15 protein-coding genes, 1 tRNA gene and 1 rRNA gene are annotated in these 15,838 nt (G+C 35.5%); 15 read left to right on the top strand and 2 right to left on the bottom strand.

Features of this window, described 5'->3' with window-relative positions:
- The first annotated feature begins 86 nt into the window (after positions 1-86).
- The 11 genes from rrf to P6936_RS01950 all read left to right on the top strand — a co-directional run bounded on the left by rrf (position 87) and on the right by P6936_RS01950 (position 9,084).
- Positions 87-203, top strand: a 5S ribosomal RNA gene (gene rrf, locus P6936_RS01900).
- A gap of 464 nt (positions 204-667) precedes the next feature.
- Positions 668-1,396, top strand: coding sequence for a hypothetical protein (locus tag P6936_RS01905; protein WP_082743095.1), 729 nt, complete (start codon positions 668-670; stop codon positions 1,394-1,396).
- A gap of 71 nt (positions 1,397-1,467) precedes the next feature.
- Positions 1,468-1,543: transfer RNA gene (locus P6936_RS01910), tRNA-Gln, on the top strand.
- A gap of 575 nt (positions 1,544-2,118) precedes the next feature.
- Positions 2,119-2,571 (top strand): RpiB/LacA/LacB family sugar-phosphate isomerase, encoded by a 453-nt coding sequence (locus P6936_RS01915; RefSeq protein ID WP_276880688.1) that lies wholly within the window; start codon positions 2,119-2,121, stop codon positions 2,569-2,571.
- 9 nt (positions 2,572-2,580) lie between these two features.
- Positions 2,581-3,111, top strand: coding sequence for a galactose-6-phosphate isomerase subunit LacB (gene lacB, locus P6936_RS01920; protein WP_276880689.1), 531 nt, complete (start codon positions 2,581-2,583; stop codon positions 3,109-3,111).
- A gap of 219 nt (positions 3,112-3,330) precedes the next feature.
- A complete protein-coding gene (locus P6936_RS01925; RefSeq protein ID WP_004837562.1) occupies positions 3,331-4,113 on the top strand; it encodes a DeoR/GlpR family DNA-binding transcription regulator in 783 nt (260 codons plus the stop codon).
- 82 nt (positions 4,114-4,195) lie between these two features.
- The gene (locus P6936_RS01930) at positions 4,196-5,329 is read left to right on the top strand and encodes an SIS domain-containing protein (protein WP_276880690.1); all 1,134 of its coding nucleotides are present in this window, start codon (positions 4,196-4,198) and stop codon (positions 5,327-5,329) included.
- Positions 5,330-5,335: 6 nt separating this feature from the next.
- A complete protein-coding gene (locus P6936_RS01935) occupies positions 5,336-6,037 on the top strand; it encodes a GntR family transcriptional regulator (RefSeq protein WP_040349642.1) in 702 nt (233 codons plus the stop codon).
- Positions 6,038-6,050: 13 nt separating this feature from the next.
- Positions 6,051-7,178, top strand: coding sequence for an N-acetylglucosamine-6-phosphate deacetylase (nagA, locus tag P6936_RS01940; protein ID WP_060929251.1), 1,128 nt, complete (start codon positions 6,051-6,053; stop codon positions 7,176-7,178).
- Entirely contained in the window at positions 7,175-8,104 is a 930-nt protein-coding gene (locus P6936_RS01945; protein WP_276880691.1) for a hexose kinase, read from the top strand. The genes nagA and P6936_RS01945 overlap by 4 nt, the downstream gene beginning before the upstream one ends.
- Positions 8,101-9,084 carry a tagatose 1,6-diphosphate aldolase gene (locus tag P6936_RS01950; protein ID WP_004837557.1) on the top strand — a complete coding sequence of 328 codons (984 nt, stop codon included), beginning with the start codon at positions 8,101-8,103 and terminating at the stop codon, positions 9,082-9,084. Before P6936_RS01945 ends, P6936_RS01950 begins: the two co-directional genes overlap by 4 nt.
- A gap of 57 nt (positions 9,085-9,141) precedes the next feature.
- Here P6936_RS01950 and P6936_RS01955 read toward each other — a convergent pair whose 3' ends face one another.
- Positions 9,142-9,795, bottom strand: a complete 654-nt coding sequence (locus tag P6936_RS01955) for a hypothetical protein (RefSeq protein ID WP_004837556.1) — start codon at positions 9,793-9,795, stop codon at positions 9,142-9,144.
- A gap of 295 nt (positions 9,796-10,090) precedes the next feature.
- On the opposite strand from P6936_RS01955, the gene P6936_RS01960 reads away from it, so the two are divergent.
- Positions 10,091-12,019, top strand: a complete 1,929-nt coding sequence (locus P6936_RS01960; RefSeq protein WP_004837555.1) for an acyl-CoA dehydrogenase family protein — start codon at positions 10,091-10,093, stop codon at positions 12,017-12,019.
- A gap of 12 nt (positions 12,020-12,031) precedes the next feature.
- Positions 12,032-13,276 (top strand): FprA family A-type flavoprotein, encoded by a 1,245-nt coding sequence (locus P6936_RS01965; protein WP_004837554.1) that lies wholly within the window; start codon positions 12,032-12,034, stop codon positions 13,274-13,276.
- A 299-nt stretch (positions 13,277-13,575) separates the two neighbouring features.
- Here the strand turns inward: P6936_RS01965 and P6936_RS01970 are convergent, their stop codons facing one another.
- On the bottom strand, positions 13,576-13,881 hold the full coding sequence (locus P6936_RS01970; protein WP_276862119.1) for a hypothetical protein: 306 nt from the start codon (positions 13,879-13,881) through the stop codon (positions 13,576-13,578).
- Between the two features lie 170 nt (positions 13,882-14,051).
- Here P6936_RS01970 and P6936_RS01975 point away from each other — a divergent pair, with 170 nt between their 5' ends.
- A complete protein-coding gene (locus P6936_RS01975) occupies positions 14,052-14,723 on the top strand; it encodes a response regulator transcription factor (RefSeq protein ID WP_004837552.1) in 672 nt (223 codons plus the stop codon).
- Positions 14,713-15,822 carry a sensor histidine kinase gene (locus tag P6936_RS01980; RefSeq protein WP_040349648.1) on the top strand — a complete coding sequence of 370 codons (1,110 nt, stop codon included), beginning with the start codon at positions 14,713-14,715 and terminating at the stop codon, positions 15,820-15,822. The genes P6936_RS01975 and P6936_RS01980 overlap by 11 nt, the downstream gene beginning before the upstream one ends.
- Positions 15,823-15,838: the final 16 nt, after the last annotated feature.

Genomic DNA, 15,838 nt, shown 5'->3' on the forward strand with positions numbered 1-15,838 from the left:
CTAGGAACTTACGGACCAATCCTAAGGATAACAATCACTTAGAACGGAGAAGTTTAACTCGGCCGCTATTTAAATTGGTTCAACAATATGGTGATGATGGCATAAGGGATACACCTGTTCCCATACCGAACACAGAAGTTAAGCCTTATAACGCCGATGGTACTCGGAGGGCAACCTCCCGGGAGACTAGGAAATCGCCAAACAAACAAGACTTGGTCATTCGACTGAGTCTTTTTTGTACGTAAATTAGAATCTATAGAAATAACTAACACCTGTCACGAAAACCCGTTTGCTTCGCAAACTCTTCCGCACTATCGTGCTTAGTTTTCGGCATAAACATGCTAGTTAAAGCATGTTTATGTATACCGAACACAGAAAACAAGCCCATCTGGCTCAAGGAGGATCCTCCACAGAGTGGTTCATCGAAGGTGAAAGCCTAACAACGCCGATGGTACTCGGAAGTAGCCGTCCGCTCGATTTAGTACCAAGCTCCCGGGAGACTGTTAAAAAGCCTAAATGGCATTTTAACCCTGAAACAAAGCTAGGTAAGCAGCGAAAGAGTTTCTCTGCAAACGGGCTTCAGTGGAAATAGCCAAACAAACAAGACTTGGTCATTATAAAAAAGAAATTTTCGGGAATTACGATATAATGATATAGAAAATTTTATATGGATAAAGATATGGATGTTAATTTTAAGAAACAAATAATGAATGATTATTCAATTACTTATGAAGAATTCGAAGCTAAAGGGAATATTTTTAAGGTAAATAAGGCTGATGATTCCTTTATGTTTAATGATAAGAAATTATTCTCTGCGATATGTACAGGAGGAAGGATATTTATGAGATCGGAAAATTCTGATTTAATAGATAAACTTAGACAAAGTTTCAAAGCTTATCCAGGAGCCTGGTTTGCTGAGGCAGATAATATCAGATCTTTATATAGAATTTTGGGAGAATTTGGCATTGAAATTGATAATTTTTTTCCATTGATGAGCTTTACTGATAGGAATGTTCTAGTAAGAGACTTTGCATTTACAAGGATTGAGAAAGAAGATATAGAAAAGTTTAAAGGAAAGACTAAAATGGCCTTTAGCTTTGATGAGGATGATAGATTAGGCCTCAGTTATTATGATGGCAAAAAATTAATTGCCCTTGCTGGAAGCTCTATTTCTGGGAAATATCTTTGGGATATTGGTTTGGAGAAATTTTCTGATGAATCTAAATACGTTGGCCTTGCTACTTCTATTTTAAGGAGTTTATCTTTAATAATAAGGCAAGAAAATCCAAATGTCAGCCCTATAACAACGACACAATTTTCTCATACCAGGTCAATTAACACTGCAATTAGGGCGGGATATGAGATGAATCTTTGTCTTACAGGAAGGGAAAAATAAGCCTTCATTTTTTGGATTGGATATTGAAAAAATCATTGAAAGAGGTAATTTATAAGGGTAATAGAAATTTTTGGAATGTAGCCAAGCCGGTAAGGCACCAGATTCTGACTCTGGAGATCACAGGTTCGAATCCTGTCATTCCAGCCAAAATCATAAAATGGAAGGAACACTCGTCTTCTGCAAATAAGCTCTCTTGCTCTTGGAGGGCTTTTTTTGTGTTCGAAAATGCTTTTACAAAGCTTGTTTCGCTTTTTACGCTCAACAGGTATTTTCTATAAATGTATAATTAAAGCTTCCTATGGTTAGATCTATTTATGCTGAAATTAAGGTCAATTTATAGGGCTTGCTATATCTTTATTTTAATAATTCTATTCTACTATTTTGTATAAAATGTTTGACATAAGATTTCAAGCCTTGTATTATATAGGTATCAAACAAAAGAAAAAAACAAAAAACAAAAAGAAACATAAGTTTTGAAAGGCGGATTTCTATTCTATTTTGACCACGATTTTACTTTTTATATAAGTCCCTAACAATTAAGGTCTCTTTAAGTGTATAAAGAGAAGTCTTTTTTATTGTATTAATAGGGTTTTATTATTTTTGTTGGGTCAAAAGTATTTGTTTTGTAGATAATCTTGATTATGGTGTTTTATCCATAGTTTATCAGTTGTTATAAGTTTTTACCTAGTCGGGTATAAATTAATTAAAGAAAGGTGGTATTTATGAAGGTTTATATTTCTTCAGATATGGATGCTTTAAAGTTAAAGGATGCTTTAATTTGTGAGCTTGAGGATTTATCTGTTGACTACGAAGATTTAACAGAGGAAGGATTTGATTTAGTTGATAGTTCTAATGGTGTTTGTGAGAAGCTTTTAGATGTTGATGGAATCTTAACAACAGGTTCGGATGATGCTAGCGTTGGAGTTGTTCTCGATAGATATGGGGCAGGAAGCTATATGGCTTGTTCTAAGCATAAGGGAATGGTTGCTGCAGAAGTGTCTGATGAGAGGAGTGCTCTTATGACAAAAAGACACAATGGTGCAAGGATTTTGGTTATGGGATCTGGAATTGTTGGAGAAGATTTAGCAAAATCTTGCCTAAGAAATTTCCTAAGCCATGGTTATGATGGTGGTCGTCACCAAATTAGAATTGATATGCTTAACAAGATGTTGTAGGAGGATATGATGAGAATAGCATTAGGATGTGACCATATAGTCACTAGTTTAAAAATGGAAGTATCAGATCATCTCAAAAGTCTCGGTCATGATGTAGTAGATGTAGGAACCTATGATAATACCAGAACTCACTATCCGATTTTTGGTAAAAAGGTGGGAGAGCTAGTAGCAAGCGGGAAATGTGATCTAGGGGTCGTACTTTGCGGAACAGGAGTCGGAATTTCCACATCAGTTAATAAGGCTTTTGGCACTCGTTGTGCCCTAGTTAGAGATTGTGCTACTGCAATTTATGCTAAAGAAGAATTAAATGCAAATGTAATAGCTTTTGGTGGCATGATTGCTGGTAGAGACCTTGCTTTCGAAATAATAGATTCATTCCTAAATGCTGAGTATAAGAAAACAGCTGAGAATGAAAAAATTATAGAAAAAATTATGGCTATAGAAGAAAAATATAGGGATGATGAGAAAGAGCAAGTTAATAATGATAAGTTCTTTGATGAATTTATAGAAAAATGGGATAGGGGAGAATACCACGATTAGGTACTTTCTTTAATTAAATATAAGGTTATTAAATTACTTCAATTAGGCTTGCGATAATAGACAATTGGATATATTAATTCCCGGATAGTCTATTATTTTATAGAGATTAGTGGCGGATATATAAGAAAAGATATCCCAAGAAATCAGCTTATTGGTGGAAGGAATTATCTGAAAGTAGGCAGTTGAAGTAGTTAATTCGAGTATAGTTAAAGTGGCGTGATGGAGACGCTATTTTTACTAAAGGAAATAACTATGTTAAAGGAAAGACGACACGAAATTATACTAAATAAATTGGAAACTGATGGGATGATACAGGTTTCTGATCTTGCTAATATTCTAGATGTAACGGACATGACTGTAAGGCGTGATCTTAAAGAGCTTGAAGATCAAAAGCTCCTTATAAGGGTTCATGGTGGGGCCAAGGGCTTGGATAAGTCTTTGACTCGAGAGTTTTCTAATGAAGAGAAAATTTTAAAGAATAAGGATAGGAAGGAATATATAGCGAAGATTATCGCATCTTTGATTGAGGATGATGAGAATATTTTTTTGGGAGCAGGAACTACTATTGAGTATGTAAGCTCCTACATGGCAAACAAGAATTGTAATATATATACTAATTCCTTATATTTGTTTCAAAAACTCAAGATGATTAGAGGTCTTAGGGTATTTCTTATTGGAGGAGAGTTTAGGGAGATTACTGGGGCCTTTGTTGGAAGCTTAGCCTTAGATCTTGTGGAAAAAATTAGATTCTCCAGGGCCTTTATTGGAGTAAATGGGATATGTGATTGTTTGGCTTACACTTATAGTGTGGATGAGGGCCTTCTCCAAGCTAAAATCTTGGAAAATTCTAATAAGTCCTATCTTATAGCTGATTCTTCCAAAATTGGAGTTGAGGATTTCTATGCTTTCTATAATATAGAAAATGCGGATGTTATAAGTGATGATAAAATTAGCCCTAAGGGAAAGAAAGAAATAGAAAAATATACAAAATTAATTAATTAAACTAAAAGCCTTGCCCCTGCTGGTTGACTAAAGATTAGGCAACTTATATAATAATAGTGGTAGTTACCAGTAGGAGGTAAAAATGTTTTTAGAAGAAGATTATATTAAAGAAAATGATGCTATAAATACTTATAGGGAGATTTTTCAGCAAGCGGATATCTGGGAGCTTGTTTATGATAAGTATGAAGAAGAGAAGGAAAGAATTGATGATTTCTTGAGAAAGGTCAATGGATGCAAGGTAATTTTCACAGGTGCAGGTACTAGCGAATATGTTGGAAATATCGCTAAGGAATATTTGAAAGCCTATGGTGATTTTGACTTTGAATCTGTTGCTACAACTGACCTTGTTTCTTGCCCTTACCTTCATTTTAAGAAAGACTGTAAGACTCTCCTTGTTTCTTTTGCAAGAAGTGGCAATTCTCCAGAATCCCTAGCTGCTGTAGAGCTTATGAATGATCTTGTGGATGATCATTATAACCTTGCTATAACTTGTGCGGAAGATGGAAAGCTTGCAGAAAAATTATATGATGATGAGAAGGCCTATGTGTTTATAGAACCAACTGGTACAAATGACAAGGGTTTTGCTATGACAAGTTCTTTTACATCTATGCTTCTAACTTGTCTTTTAGTATTCGATAGGAAAAATCAAAATAAGAAAGAGCTTGTAGGAAAGCTTGTTAGTGCAGGAAGAGAAATCCTTGCTGATAAGGAAAATATTGAAAGTATGGTCAATTTTGATTTCGATAGGATAATTTATCTTGGCAGTGGGCCTTTGTATAAATTGACTAATGAAGCAAGGCTAAAGGTTCTAGAATTGACAGCAGGCAAGGTTTCTAGTATGTATGAGTCTTCGATGGGCTTTAGGCATGGTCCTAAGTCCTTTATAGATGAAAGTAGTCTAGTGGTATCCTTCCTTTCATCAAATCCTTATACAAATTCTTATGATAGGGATATATTAGAAGAGATTAGCCTTGATAAGATAGCAAAGAAGATCATAGCAGTTTCAAGCAAGGACCTAGAGGTGTCTTATGAAAAGTTAGTTTATGAGGTAGATGGTCTAGATGATGCCTATCTTTCTGTCCTTTTTGCTCTTGTTGCCCAACTTATTAGTCTAATTACGTCACTAAGGGTTGGCAATACACCAGATAATCCATCCAAGTCCCATACAGTAAACAGGGTAGTAAAGGGAGTTACTATACACAAATATAATAAGTAGGTGAAAATGAGTCTTTATTCTGAGCTTGTAAAAGATATTACGGACAAAATTTATACAATGGAGAAGGGCGATAAGATTCCTTCTGAAAGGCAACTTTGCATTGATTATGATGTAAGTAGGACAACAGTTAGAAATGCCATAAGACAGCTAGTAAGTTCTGGCCTAATAATCCAAATCCAAGGCAAGGGTAGTTTTGTAACTGGTAAGCACAAGTTAACCGACAACCTATCAAACTATTATTCTTTTACCCAAAGAACCATTGCCAATGGTATGGTACCAAAGTCAGAGATACTTGACTTTAGGATCAAAAAGGCCAACAAGGATTTGGCTAAGCAAATGCAAATTAATAACGCAGATTTGATTATTGAACTAGTAAGACTTAGGCTTGCAGATGATGAGCCTATGATGTATGAAACAACTTACATTCCTTACGATAGATTTACTAATATTTCCAGGGAGCTTATTAGCGAGAAGCCCCTTTATGACATCTTTGATGAATCTAATGCTGCGATTTTTACTGTAAATGAAAGATTTTCTGTTTCTAAGTTAAATAACAAAATAGCAAATTTCTTGGGGCAAAACCCTGATGCCCCAAGCTTAAAGATAATTAGAAAGAGCTTCGACTTTGACGAAAATTTGGTCGAATACACCATTTCCTACGCCAGAGGGGATAAGTTCTATTATGAAACTAGCTACAGTCCTAGATAAGTAAGGAGATTAAATGTATTATTGTGCAAAATATATTCTATTAGAAGATGAAGTTTTAGAAGATTATTATATGGAAGTGGAAAATGGAAAAATTAAATCATTTTCCAAAAAAGAGCCGGAAGAATACGAATATCTAGGAGAAATAATCGCTCCAGGTCTTGTAGATACTCATATCCATGGTTATGGCGGTAAGGACATTATGGATTGCAAGGAAGGCTATCTTAATGAAATATCAAAGGGCATCTTAGAGTGCGGAGTAACAAGTTTTCTTCCTACAACCCTTACCGATTCAAGTGAAAAGCTAGATAAGGCTTGTGAGCTAATAGGAAAAGAATACAAAGACGTTGAAGGCGCAAAGGTCAGAGGAATCTTTCTTGAAGGACCATTTTTCACAGAAAAATACAAGGGAGCTCAAAATCCTTCCTATATGTCCGATCCTTCTATCGAAAAACTCAGAAGATGGAAAGACTTATCTAAGGGTCTAGTAAATAAAATTGCCATAGCTCCAGAAAGAAAGGGGGCTATAGAATTTATAAAAGAAGCTAACGCCATGGGAGTGAGGGTTGCCTTGGGCCATTCCGATGCAAGTTATGAGCAAGCAAAAGAAGCAGTAGAAGCAGGAGCAAATATCTTTGTCCATGTCTATAATGGCATGAGTGGTCTTCATCATAGAAAGCCTGGTATGCTAGGAGCTGCTATGAATACAGATTCTTATGGAGAATTGATTTGCGATGGCCACCATGTAAATCCAGCCGCAGCAGAAATCCTAATGGATGTAAAGGGACGTGATAGGATAGCCCTAATTACCGATTGTATGTCAGCAGGAGGCATGGCTGAAGGCGACTATATGTTAGGAGACTTTCCTGTAATAGTAAAAGATGGAACAGCAAGACTAAAAGATGGTGGCTCTCTTGCAGGATCAATCCTAAAACTAAAACAAGCAGTCAAAAATGTAGTAGAATGGGAAATTGCAGATGTCTTTGAGGCTATACAAATGGCAAGTCTTATACCTGCCAAGTCAGTTGGAATTGATGATGTGTGTGGTAAGCTTCATGTGGGCTTTGATGCAGACTTCATAGTTCTTAACAAAGACTTAGACCTCCTTGCAACTTTCCTTAATGGAGAAAGGGTATTTGGATGATACTAACTATAACAGCAAATCCTTCTGTAGACATATCTTACCAACTAGATAAATTTAATATAGACGATGTAACAAGAACATCAACTATCAACAAAGAACCAGGAGGAAAGGGCATCCACGTTGGCTATGTCCTAAAAGAACTCGGGGCTGAGCCTGTTCATTCAGGCTTTGTTGGAGGAAAACTCGGCGAATTTATAGAAGAAGGCTTAAAAAAAAGAGACCAAGAATCTAGATTTATAAAAATCGAAGGAGAAACAAGAAATTGTATAGCCATCCTTCACGAAGGAAAACAAACTGAAATTCTAGAAGCGGGACCTACAATAAAAAATGAAGAGGCAGAAAAATTCATAGCAAGCCTTGATGAAATAAGCCAAGGCTCAAGGATAATAAATATATCAGGTTCCCTTCCTAAGGGATTAACAAGTGATTTTTATAAACAAATCATTAAATACGCCAAAAGTCACGGTAAATTCGTATCAGTTGACACATCAGGTCAAAGCCTAAAAGACCTTGTAAATGCAGAAATAAAACCAGACCTAATAAAACCTAACGAAACAGAAATAGCCGACCTACTAGCTAAAAAAATAAAAAAAGAAGACTTAAAAGATATACTAAAAGAAGAACCTTTTAAAGATATCCCATATATAATAGTATCTATGGGCAAAGACGGAGCTATGGTTAAAATTAAAGATAAGATTTACAACGCCCAAGTCCCTAAAGTTAAAGCCATAAATCCAGTAGGAAGTGGAGACTCCTCCCTTGCTGGTGCCCTTTTTGCAATAGATAAGGATTATGATGATATAAATATAATAAAGACCTCTATGACTTGCGGTATACTAAATGTCCTTACAGAAGAAATTGCCCACATAGAAATAGAGAAGTTCGATAAATATTTTAACGAAATAAAAGTTGAGGAGTTAAGATGAAAATTTCACAAGAAAAATTAGAAAATCTCAAAAAATTAATAAATGAAGACGGAGCTATAGCTGCCCTTGCAATAGACCAAAGAGGCTCAATGGAAAAAATGATGGATAAAGCCAACCCTGACCTAAACAATGTCGAAGGTATAGGTGCTTACAAAGAACTAGTTTCTAAAGAACTTACTCCTTTCGCATCATCAATCCTCCTAGATCCTATCTATGGAGAAAAAGGAATTGCTGCTAAGGCAGAAGGACGTGGTCTTATCCTAAGTTATGAACAAACAGGCTACGACGAATACGACGAAGGAAGACTACCTCGCCTAATCGACTTTATGAGCGTTCTTAGGGCCAAGGAAATGGGAGCCAATGCCATTAAAACCCTACTTTACTATGATTGCGATGATGAAGAAAAAACAAATGACATCAAAAAAGCTTGGGTAGAAAGAGTTGGCTATGAATGTGAAGGCCTAGGACTTCCACACTTTTTGGAGATTATAACCTACGATAGAAATATGGACTCAGAAAAAGGTGCTGAATACGCTAAAGTTAGACCACACAAGGTAAACAGTGCCATGAAAGAATTCTCTAATCCAAGATATAAGGTAGACGTCCTTAAAGTTGAAACACCAACCAATATGAACTTTGTAGAAGGTCTTGGCAAAGAAGAAGCAGTATATACAAGAAAAGAAGCAATCAAACACTTCAAAGACCAATCAGACTCAACAAACTTGCCATTTATCTTCCTATCAGGAGGAATCACAGCAGAACTTTTCCAAGAAACACTAAAACTTGCAAAAGAAGCAGACTCCAAATTTAACGGCGTCCTATGCGGAAGAGCAACATGGAAAGACTCAGTAGCAATCTTTGGCAAAGACCAAGCAGAAGCAAAAAAATGGCTAGAAACAACAGGCAAAGAAAACATCCAAAGCCTAAATGAAGTATTAAAACAAACAGCTCACTCAGTCTTTGAAAAGATTGAAGAGTAAAAATAAAGGAAAGAAAAGCAGAAAAGAAGTTTTTAGCTTGTTTTCTGCTTTATTATTTTATGAAGAAATACTTACGCTTTTAAGATGTCCATTTTCTATTACTAGAACTAATCCTAAGCCTGAGTCCTTACATTCTTTTAGATATTTATTAAACTCATCAATTGTCATGATATCAGGCTTTGCCATGCCACTTGTTGCTTGAAATACTGTGTTTTCATCAAAGGGAAATTCGTAAGTTGAATTAGCCATTATTTCGTAACCCTCAAGGGCTTTAGGGTCCTTGTTATAGGATAGGCTTCCCTCGATAGTAAATATATTTTTGTTTGAGTCAGCGTAGGATGATTTGCAATAGCCTATTTCTCCTTGAGCTTCGCCCGATTTATCTGAAGAAAGAATACTTAGATACATACCGTCCTTATAGGAAGAAGACTGCTTGCTAGAAGCTTGTTCGCTCTCATTTTTCTTATCTTCAGTTGGACTTTCTTCACTTTTTGCTTTTTCACTTGTTTTATTAGAAGTATCCTTAGACTTATCGGTATTTTCTGCTTCCTTAGTTTTTTTCTTATCGGTTTCCTTTTTTGGGGTATCATTTTCTTCGACTTCTATATTTTTTTCCTTAGTCGAATCACTATTCTTATTATCTGCCTTGCAGGAAGAAAGGATTAGGGATAGGGCAAGTAATAAAAATATTTTTCTGCTAATTTTTTTCATAATTTTCACCTCCTAGATATTCTACCTCTATTTTTATGACTTATGAAAAATACCTAACAAAAACGATTAGGAAAAGTTGAAAATGGTTATAAGTAAAATAGGAAAAGCTTTTTAATTTATGCTTTTTGCTAAGCTAGTTAAATTGTAGATCATCTTGACAAAGGCAAGCTATTTCATGAAAATTTTAGATATATTAGTAAAATTTTTATAAATATTTTGACAGGTAAATATATTTGACAAATCTACTTATTAATATTACAATTTAATTAGATGACAATTATAAAAGGAGGATTTTATGCTTTTTAAGACAACAGATGCACATGAGGCCCTACGTAAAAAAGTTAGAGCTTTCGCTGAAGAAAAAGTAAAACCAATCGCTTTTGACCTAGATCAAAAAAACGAGTTTCCAGATGATATAGTAAAAGAAATGGGTGAATTGGGATTCTTGGGAATACCTTATCCTAAAGAATACGGCGGCCAAGGTCTAGATGTTATTTCTTATGCAATCGTTGTAGAAGAATTATCAAGAGTAGATGGCGGTGTTGGTGTTATTTGTTCAGCTCATACATCTTTAGGTTCATGGCCAATCTTTGCTTTTGGTACAGAAGAACAAAAGAAAAAATACCTAACTCCACTTGCTAAGGGTGAAAAATTAGGTGGCTTTGGACTAACTGAAGAAAACGCTGGTTCAGATGCTGGTGGTACAGAAACAACAGCAGAACTTGACGGAGATTATTATATCCTAAATGGTAAAAAAATATTTATAACAAATGCTCCAAAGGCAGATACATATGTAGTATTCGCAGTTACTACACCAGGTATCGGTACTCATGGTATTTCAGCATTTATCGTAGAAAAAGGTTTTGAAGGATTCACTTTCTCAGATCATTATGACAAGTTAGGTATCAGATCATCTTCTACAGCTGAACTTCACTTTGATAATGTTAAAGTTCCAAAGGAAAACCTACTAGGTAAAGAAGGTCAAGGATTTAAGATTGCTATGGCAACTCTTGATGGTGGTAGAATTGGTATCGCTTCACAAGCCCTAGGTATTGGTCAAGGTGCTTATGAATCAGCTCTAGCTTATGGTAAAGAACGTGAACAATTCGGTCTTCCAATTGCTCACTTACAAGCAAATACCTTCAAACTTGCTGACATGGCTACAAATCTTCATGCTGCAAGACTTATGATATATACAGCTGCAGAGTTAAAAGAAAATCATGAAAGATATTCTGCTGAAGCTGCTATGGCTAAACAATTCGCATCAGACCTTGCTATGAAGATTACTACAGAAGCTATACAAATCTACGGTGGTTCTGGATTTATCAAGGGTGTTGATGTTGAAAGATTCTTTAGAGATGCAAAGATTACACAAATCTACGAAGGTACTAACGAAATAATGAGAGTTGTAGTTGGTGCTAATACTGTTGGACGTCCTCCAAAGATGAAAAGATCAGGCGGAAGTGCCAAAGAAGCAGGTCCTATAGCAGGTGTTCGTAAAAAAGAAATCTATACAGGTGATCCAAAAGAAGCTGTAAAGAATTTAGTAAAAGCCCTAAAGAAAGATGGCTATGACTTTACAGTTGGAATTGATCCAAATACTCCAATTCCAGATGCACAAAGAGTAGTTGTTGCAGGTCGTGGTATAGGTGAGAAGAAAAATATGAAACTAATAGAAGAACTTGCTCATCAAGCAGGTGCAGCTATTTCATCATCAAGACCAGTAGCAGAAACACTTAAATATGTCCCACTTGATAGATATATAGGTATGAGTGGTCAAACATTTAAGGGCAACCTCTACATTGGTGTAGGAGTATCAGGTGCAGGCCAACACTTAAAGGGCATGAAGAATGCTTCAACTATAGTTGCAATCAATAATAGTGCAAATGCTCCAATCTTTAATAACTGTGACTACGGTATAGTAGGAGATGCTATGGTTATCCTTCCACTACTTATCAAAGAACTTGATAATGGCGAAGAAAAGAAACCAGCTCCACCTATGAAAAAAATGAAAAGATCTAAACCAAGAAAAATGGCACCCAAAGAAGATATTTACGTGGATTTGGGATCTGGTTACGAATATGACCCAGAAGTAGGCGATCCTAGCCAAGGTATCGAACCAGGAACACCATTTGACAAATTACCAGATGAATGGGTAAGCCCAGTTTCTGGAGAAGCCAAAGACGAATTCATCAAAATGGAATTCCCAGAAGATAGAAAGTAGTAGGAGGATTTAATGTATACAGTTAGAAAAGTAACAGATGATTTATATTATGTAGGTGGGGATGATAGAAGATTAGCCTTATTTGAAAATATATTTCCAATTCCTGAAGGAGTTTCTTACAACTCATACCTACTAATGGACGAAAAAACAGTTCTAATCGATGCGGTTGACTGGGCTATAACAAGAGAATATATGATTAACGTTAGCCGTGTGCTAAACGGTCGTGATCTTGACTATATGATAATCCATCACATGGAACCAGACCATTGTTCATCAATTGAACTTATGCTACAAAGATATCCAAATCTTAAAATCATTTCTTCTGAAAAGGGAGTAATGTTTATGAGACAATTTGGCTACCATGTAGATGATAGATACATCGAAGTAAAAGAAGGAGATACCTTTAGCTTTGGTAAACACGAATTTACTTTCGTTGAAGCTCCAATGGTACACTGGCCAGAAGTTCTAATGAGCTATGACTCACATGACAAGGTTCTATTCTCAGCAGACGCTTTCGGTTCATTTATAGCAAACAATGGTAGACTATTTGCAGATGAAGTAAATTGGGACAGAGACTACCTAGACGAGGCAAGAAGATACTATACAAACATAGTTGGTAAATACGGAACATTCGTACAAAGTGCCCTAGCAAAAGCAGGCGGACTAGACCTTAAATATATCTGCCCACTTCACGGACTTGTTTGGAGAGATAACTTCGGATATATAATCGATAAGTATGTACACTGGGCAACCTATGAACCAGAAGAAGAAGGTGTGCTAATCGCTTATGCGTCAATGTATGGTAATACAGAATACGCTGCTCAAGCGCTCGCAAGCAAACTTTGCGAAGCAGGCATTACAAACATCGCCCTAAGAGATGTTTCAAGCACAGATATATCAATCCTAATCGCAGATACCTTCAAGTATTCTAACCTTGTCCTTGCATCAGTAACCTATAACCTAGGTATCTATCCAAAGATGAAGGACTTCCTAAATGATATGGCTGCTTTAAATATACAAAATAGGGCTGTATCAATTATCGGAAATGGTACTTGGGCACCACAAGCAGCAGAAAAAATGGAAAAATTCCTTGACGAAGAAATGAGACTAATGGATGTGCTTCCAGAAGGACTAGACATTGTATCAAGCCTTAAATCACAAAAAGAAGGCGATATGGATGCTATAGTTGAAGGAATTAAAGACTCTATGAAAAAACGTAGAGAAGAAAAAGCGAAAGCTGCTTCACAAAAGAAATAAATCAAGTATTATAAATTAGCTGTTTAACTTAAAGGATCTCCCTAGTTTGGGAGGTCTTTTACTTTATCCTAAATATGGAAAGTGAGAGCTTCTTAGCTAATTAAGAAGAAGGAAGGGTGAGAAGTTATCTAATCCTAGTAAAAACTTCTCCATAAAATCTACTAGTCTTTATTACTTATATGATTTCGCTATTTTACAAGCTTATGTGGAGATATTTCCAAAAGAAAGTTTTTAGAAAATAAGAGATTTTTAAGGCAGAAAAAAAGAGCCAGCCTAAGCTAGCTCCTTGTATATTACGACTATTTATTGCCGTCTTTGTTTTCTTGAGTTGCGTCTTTGTTTTCTTGAGCTGCGTCTTTGTTGTCTTCAGCTTTTTTGTCTTCAGACTTTTCGTCTTTTTTGTCTTCAGCTTTGTTGTCTTCAGCTTTTTTGTCTTCAGCTTTTTCGTCTTTTTTGTCTTCAGCTTTGTTGTCTTCAGCTTTTTCTTCTACTTTTGTTTCTGCTGATGTATCAGCTGGTTTTGCGTCTTTTTCAGCGTTGTTTCCACAACCTGCAAGTGCGAATGATGCAACTAGTAATATTGCTGCTAATTTGTTTGTTTTCATTTTTATCACTCCCTTTTTTTCGTTAACAATGAATTGTTACGTATTAATTATATACCCAAATCTTAATTTGTAAAACAAAAATTAAAAAAAATAAGCCCCTATTTGCAGCTATCTTTATAATAATTTAACCTGCTTATGATATAATTTATTAGATAAGAGGAGGAGTTTGAATGAAAGTATTGATTGTTGAAGATGAAAAGAAGCTTTTAAGGCTTTTAGAAGAAGGGCTTAATATTTTAGGTTATGTTACAGATACGGCTTCAGATGGCGAAGAAGCCCTTGATCTAGCTTATGTAGAAAATTATGATATCATTATTCTTGATATAAATTTACCTAAGAAAGACGGTTTTGAAGTCCTAAGAGATATCAGGCAGTTTAATAGGGAAGTTAACATTATCATGCTTACAGCAAGAAGCGATATTGATGATAGGGTAAGGGGGCTTGATTACGGGGCTAATGATTACATGACTAAGCCTTTCGACTTAAAGGAGCTTGATGCTAGGATGCGTTCCCTCCTTAGAAGAAAGTCAATTATGGAAGAAACTGAAATTATGATAAATGATTTAAGTTTTGATACCGTAAAAAGAGAAGTTGTCTACGATGGAAGAATCCTAGCCCTCACAGCCAAGGAGACTGGGATTATAGAATATCTTTTCTTAAATAGGCAAAGATATGTTACTGTAGAAGAGATAATGGAGCATGTATGGGATTCCAACGCTGATGATTTTTCAAATACTGTAAGGGTTCATATGTCTTCCCTAAGAAAGAAGATTAAAAAGGCAACAGGCAAAAATTATATAGAAAATGTTATTGGCAAGGGTTATAAAATTTATGAAAACTAATAAATCTTACGATTCTATAGTCATAAGACTTATAGCTTCTGTAGTTATAATTTTCATATTGATGATAAGTGCTTCTAATTATCTTATAAATAGGAAGCAAGTATTGGTTATGGAGGCGGTTTTTGATAGATTTTCCCAAAATCTTCCCCCTAATAACGAGTCCATGGTCCTTCTAGTTGATAGCGCTCAACTTAAATCAACTAGTGACTTTAGGCTCTATCTAGGTCTTGTTATGGGAGGGGTTTTGCTAATAGGTTCTCTTACTTTCGCCTATATTATAAATAAAAGCCTCAAGCCCCTAAAGAAATTGGAAGAAAAAATTGGAAAAGTCGATATAGAAAAGCCGGAAAGTTTTAAGGGAAGCTTTGCCATGGAAGAAGGGCCAAGTGAAATCATGGAATTATCGGAAAAGTTTGATGATCTTATTCATAGGATATATAAGGATTACAAAAGGCAGAAGGATTTTGCATCAAATGTAGCCCATGAACTTAGAACACCCATAGCTATAATGCAAGCTCAAGTAGATGTCTTTAGACAGAAAAATAAAGATGCTAGCCATATAGAATTTATTGAAACCATGGATAGTAATCTAAAGAGGCTAAAAAAATTGATAGATTCTGTTTTGCTCTTGAGTAGGAAAAATAAATTAAATATTAGCCATATCAGCTTGGATGATATGATTGATGAAATTCTATTTGATCTAGAAGATAGGGCTAGCAAGAAAAATATTAGCCTTAACTACAATTATTCTAATATAAACCTAACATCTGATGACGGTCTAGTCCAAAGATTGCTTTTCAATATAATAGAAAATGCAATAAAGTACAACGAGGAGTCGGGCAGGGTTGATATAGAAGTAAGTGAAGCTGGTGAAGATGTCCTTGTTAAGGTATCTGATACGGGTATAGGCATAAGTGATGAGAAGAAGGAAGAAATTTTCGATTTATTCTATCAGGTTGACGATTCGAGAAACAAGGAAGGTTTCGGTATAGGCCTATCCCTTTCTAAGGAGATAGCAGAAAGCCTATCCGGTAAAATCGAGGTTAAAGATAATAAACCAAAAGGTAGCATATTTTTATTAACTTTTAAAAATATTTAACATGAATTTAACAACT

Origin of the sequence: Anaerococcus tetradius (assembly GCF_947087635.1) — a bacterium.
GTDB lineage: Bacteria > Bacillota > Clostridia > Tissierellales > Peptoniphilaceae > Anaerococcus > Anaerococcus tetradius.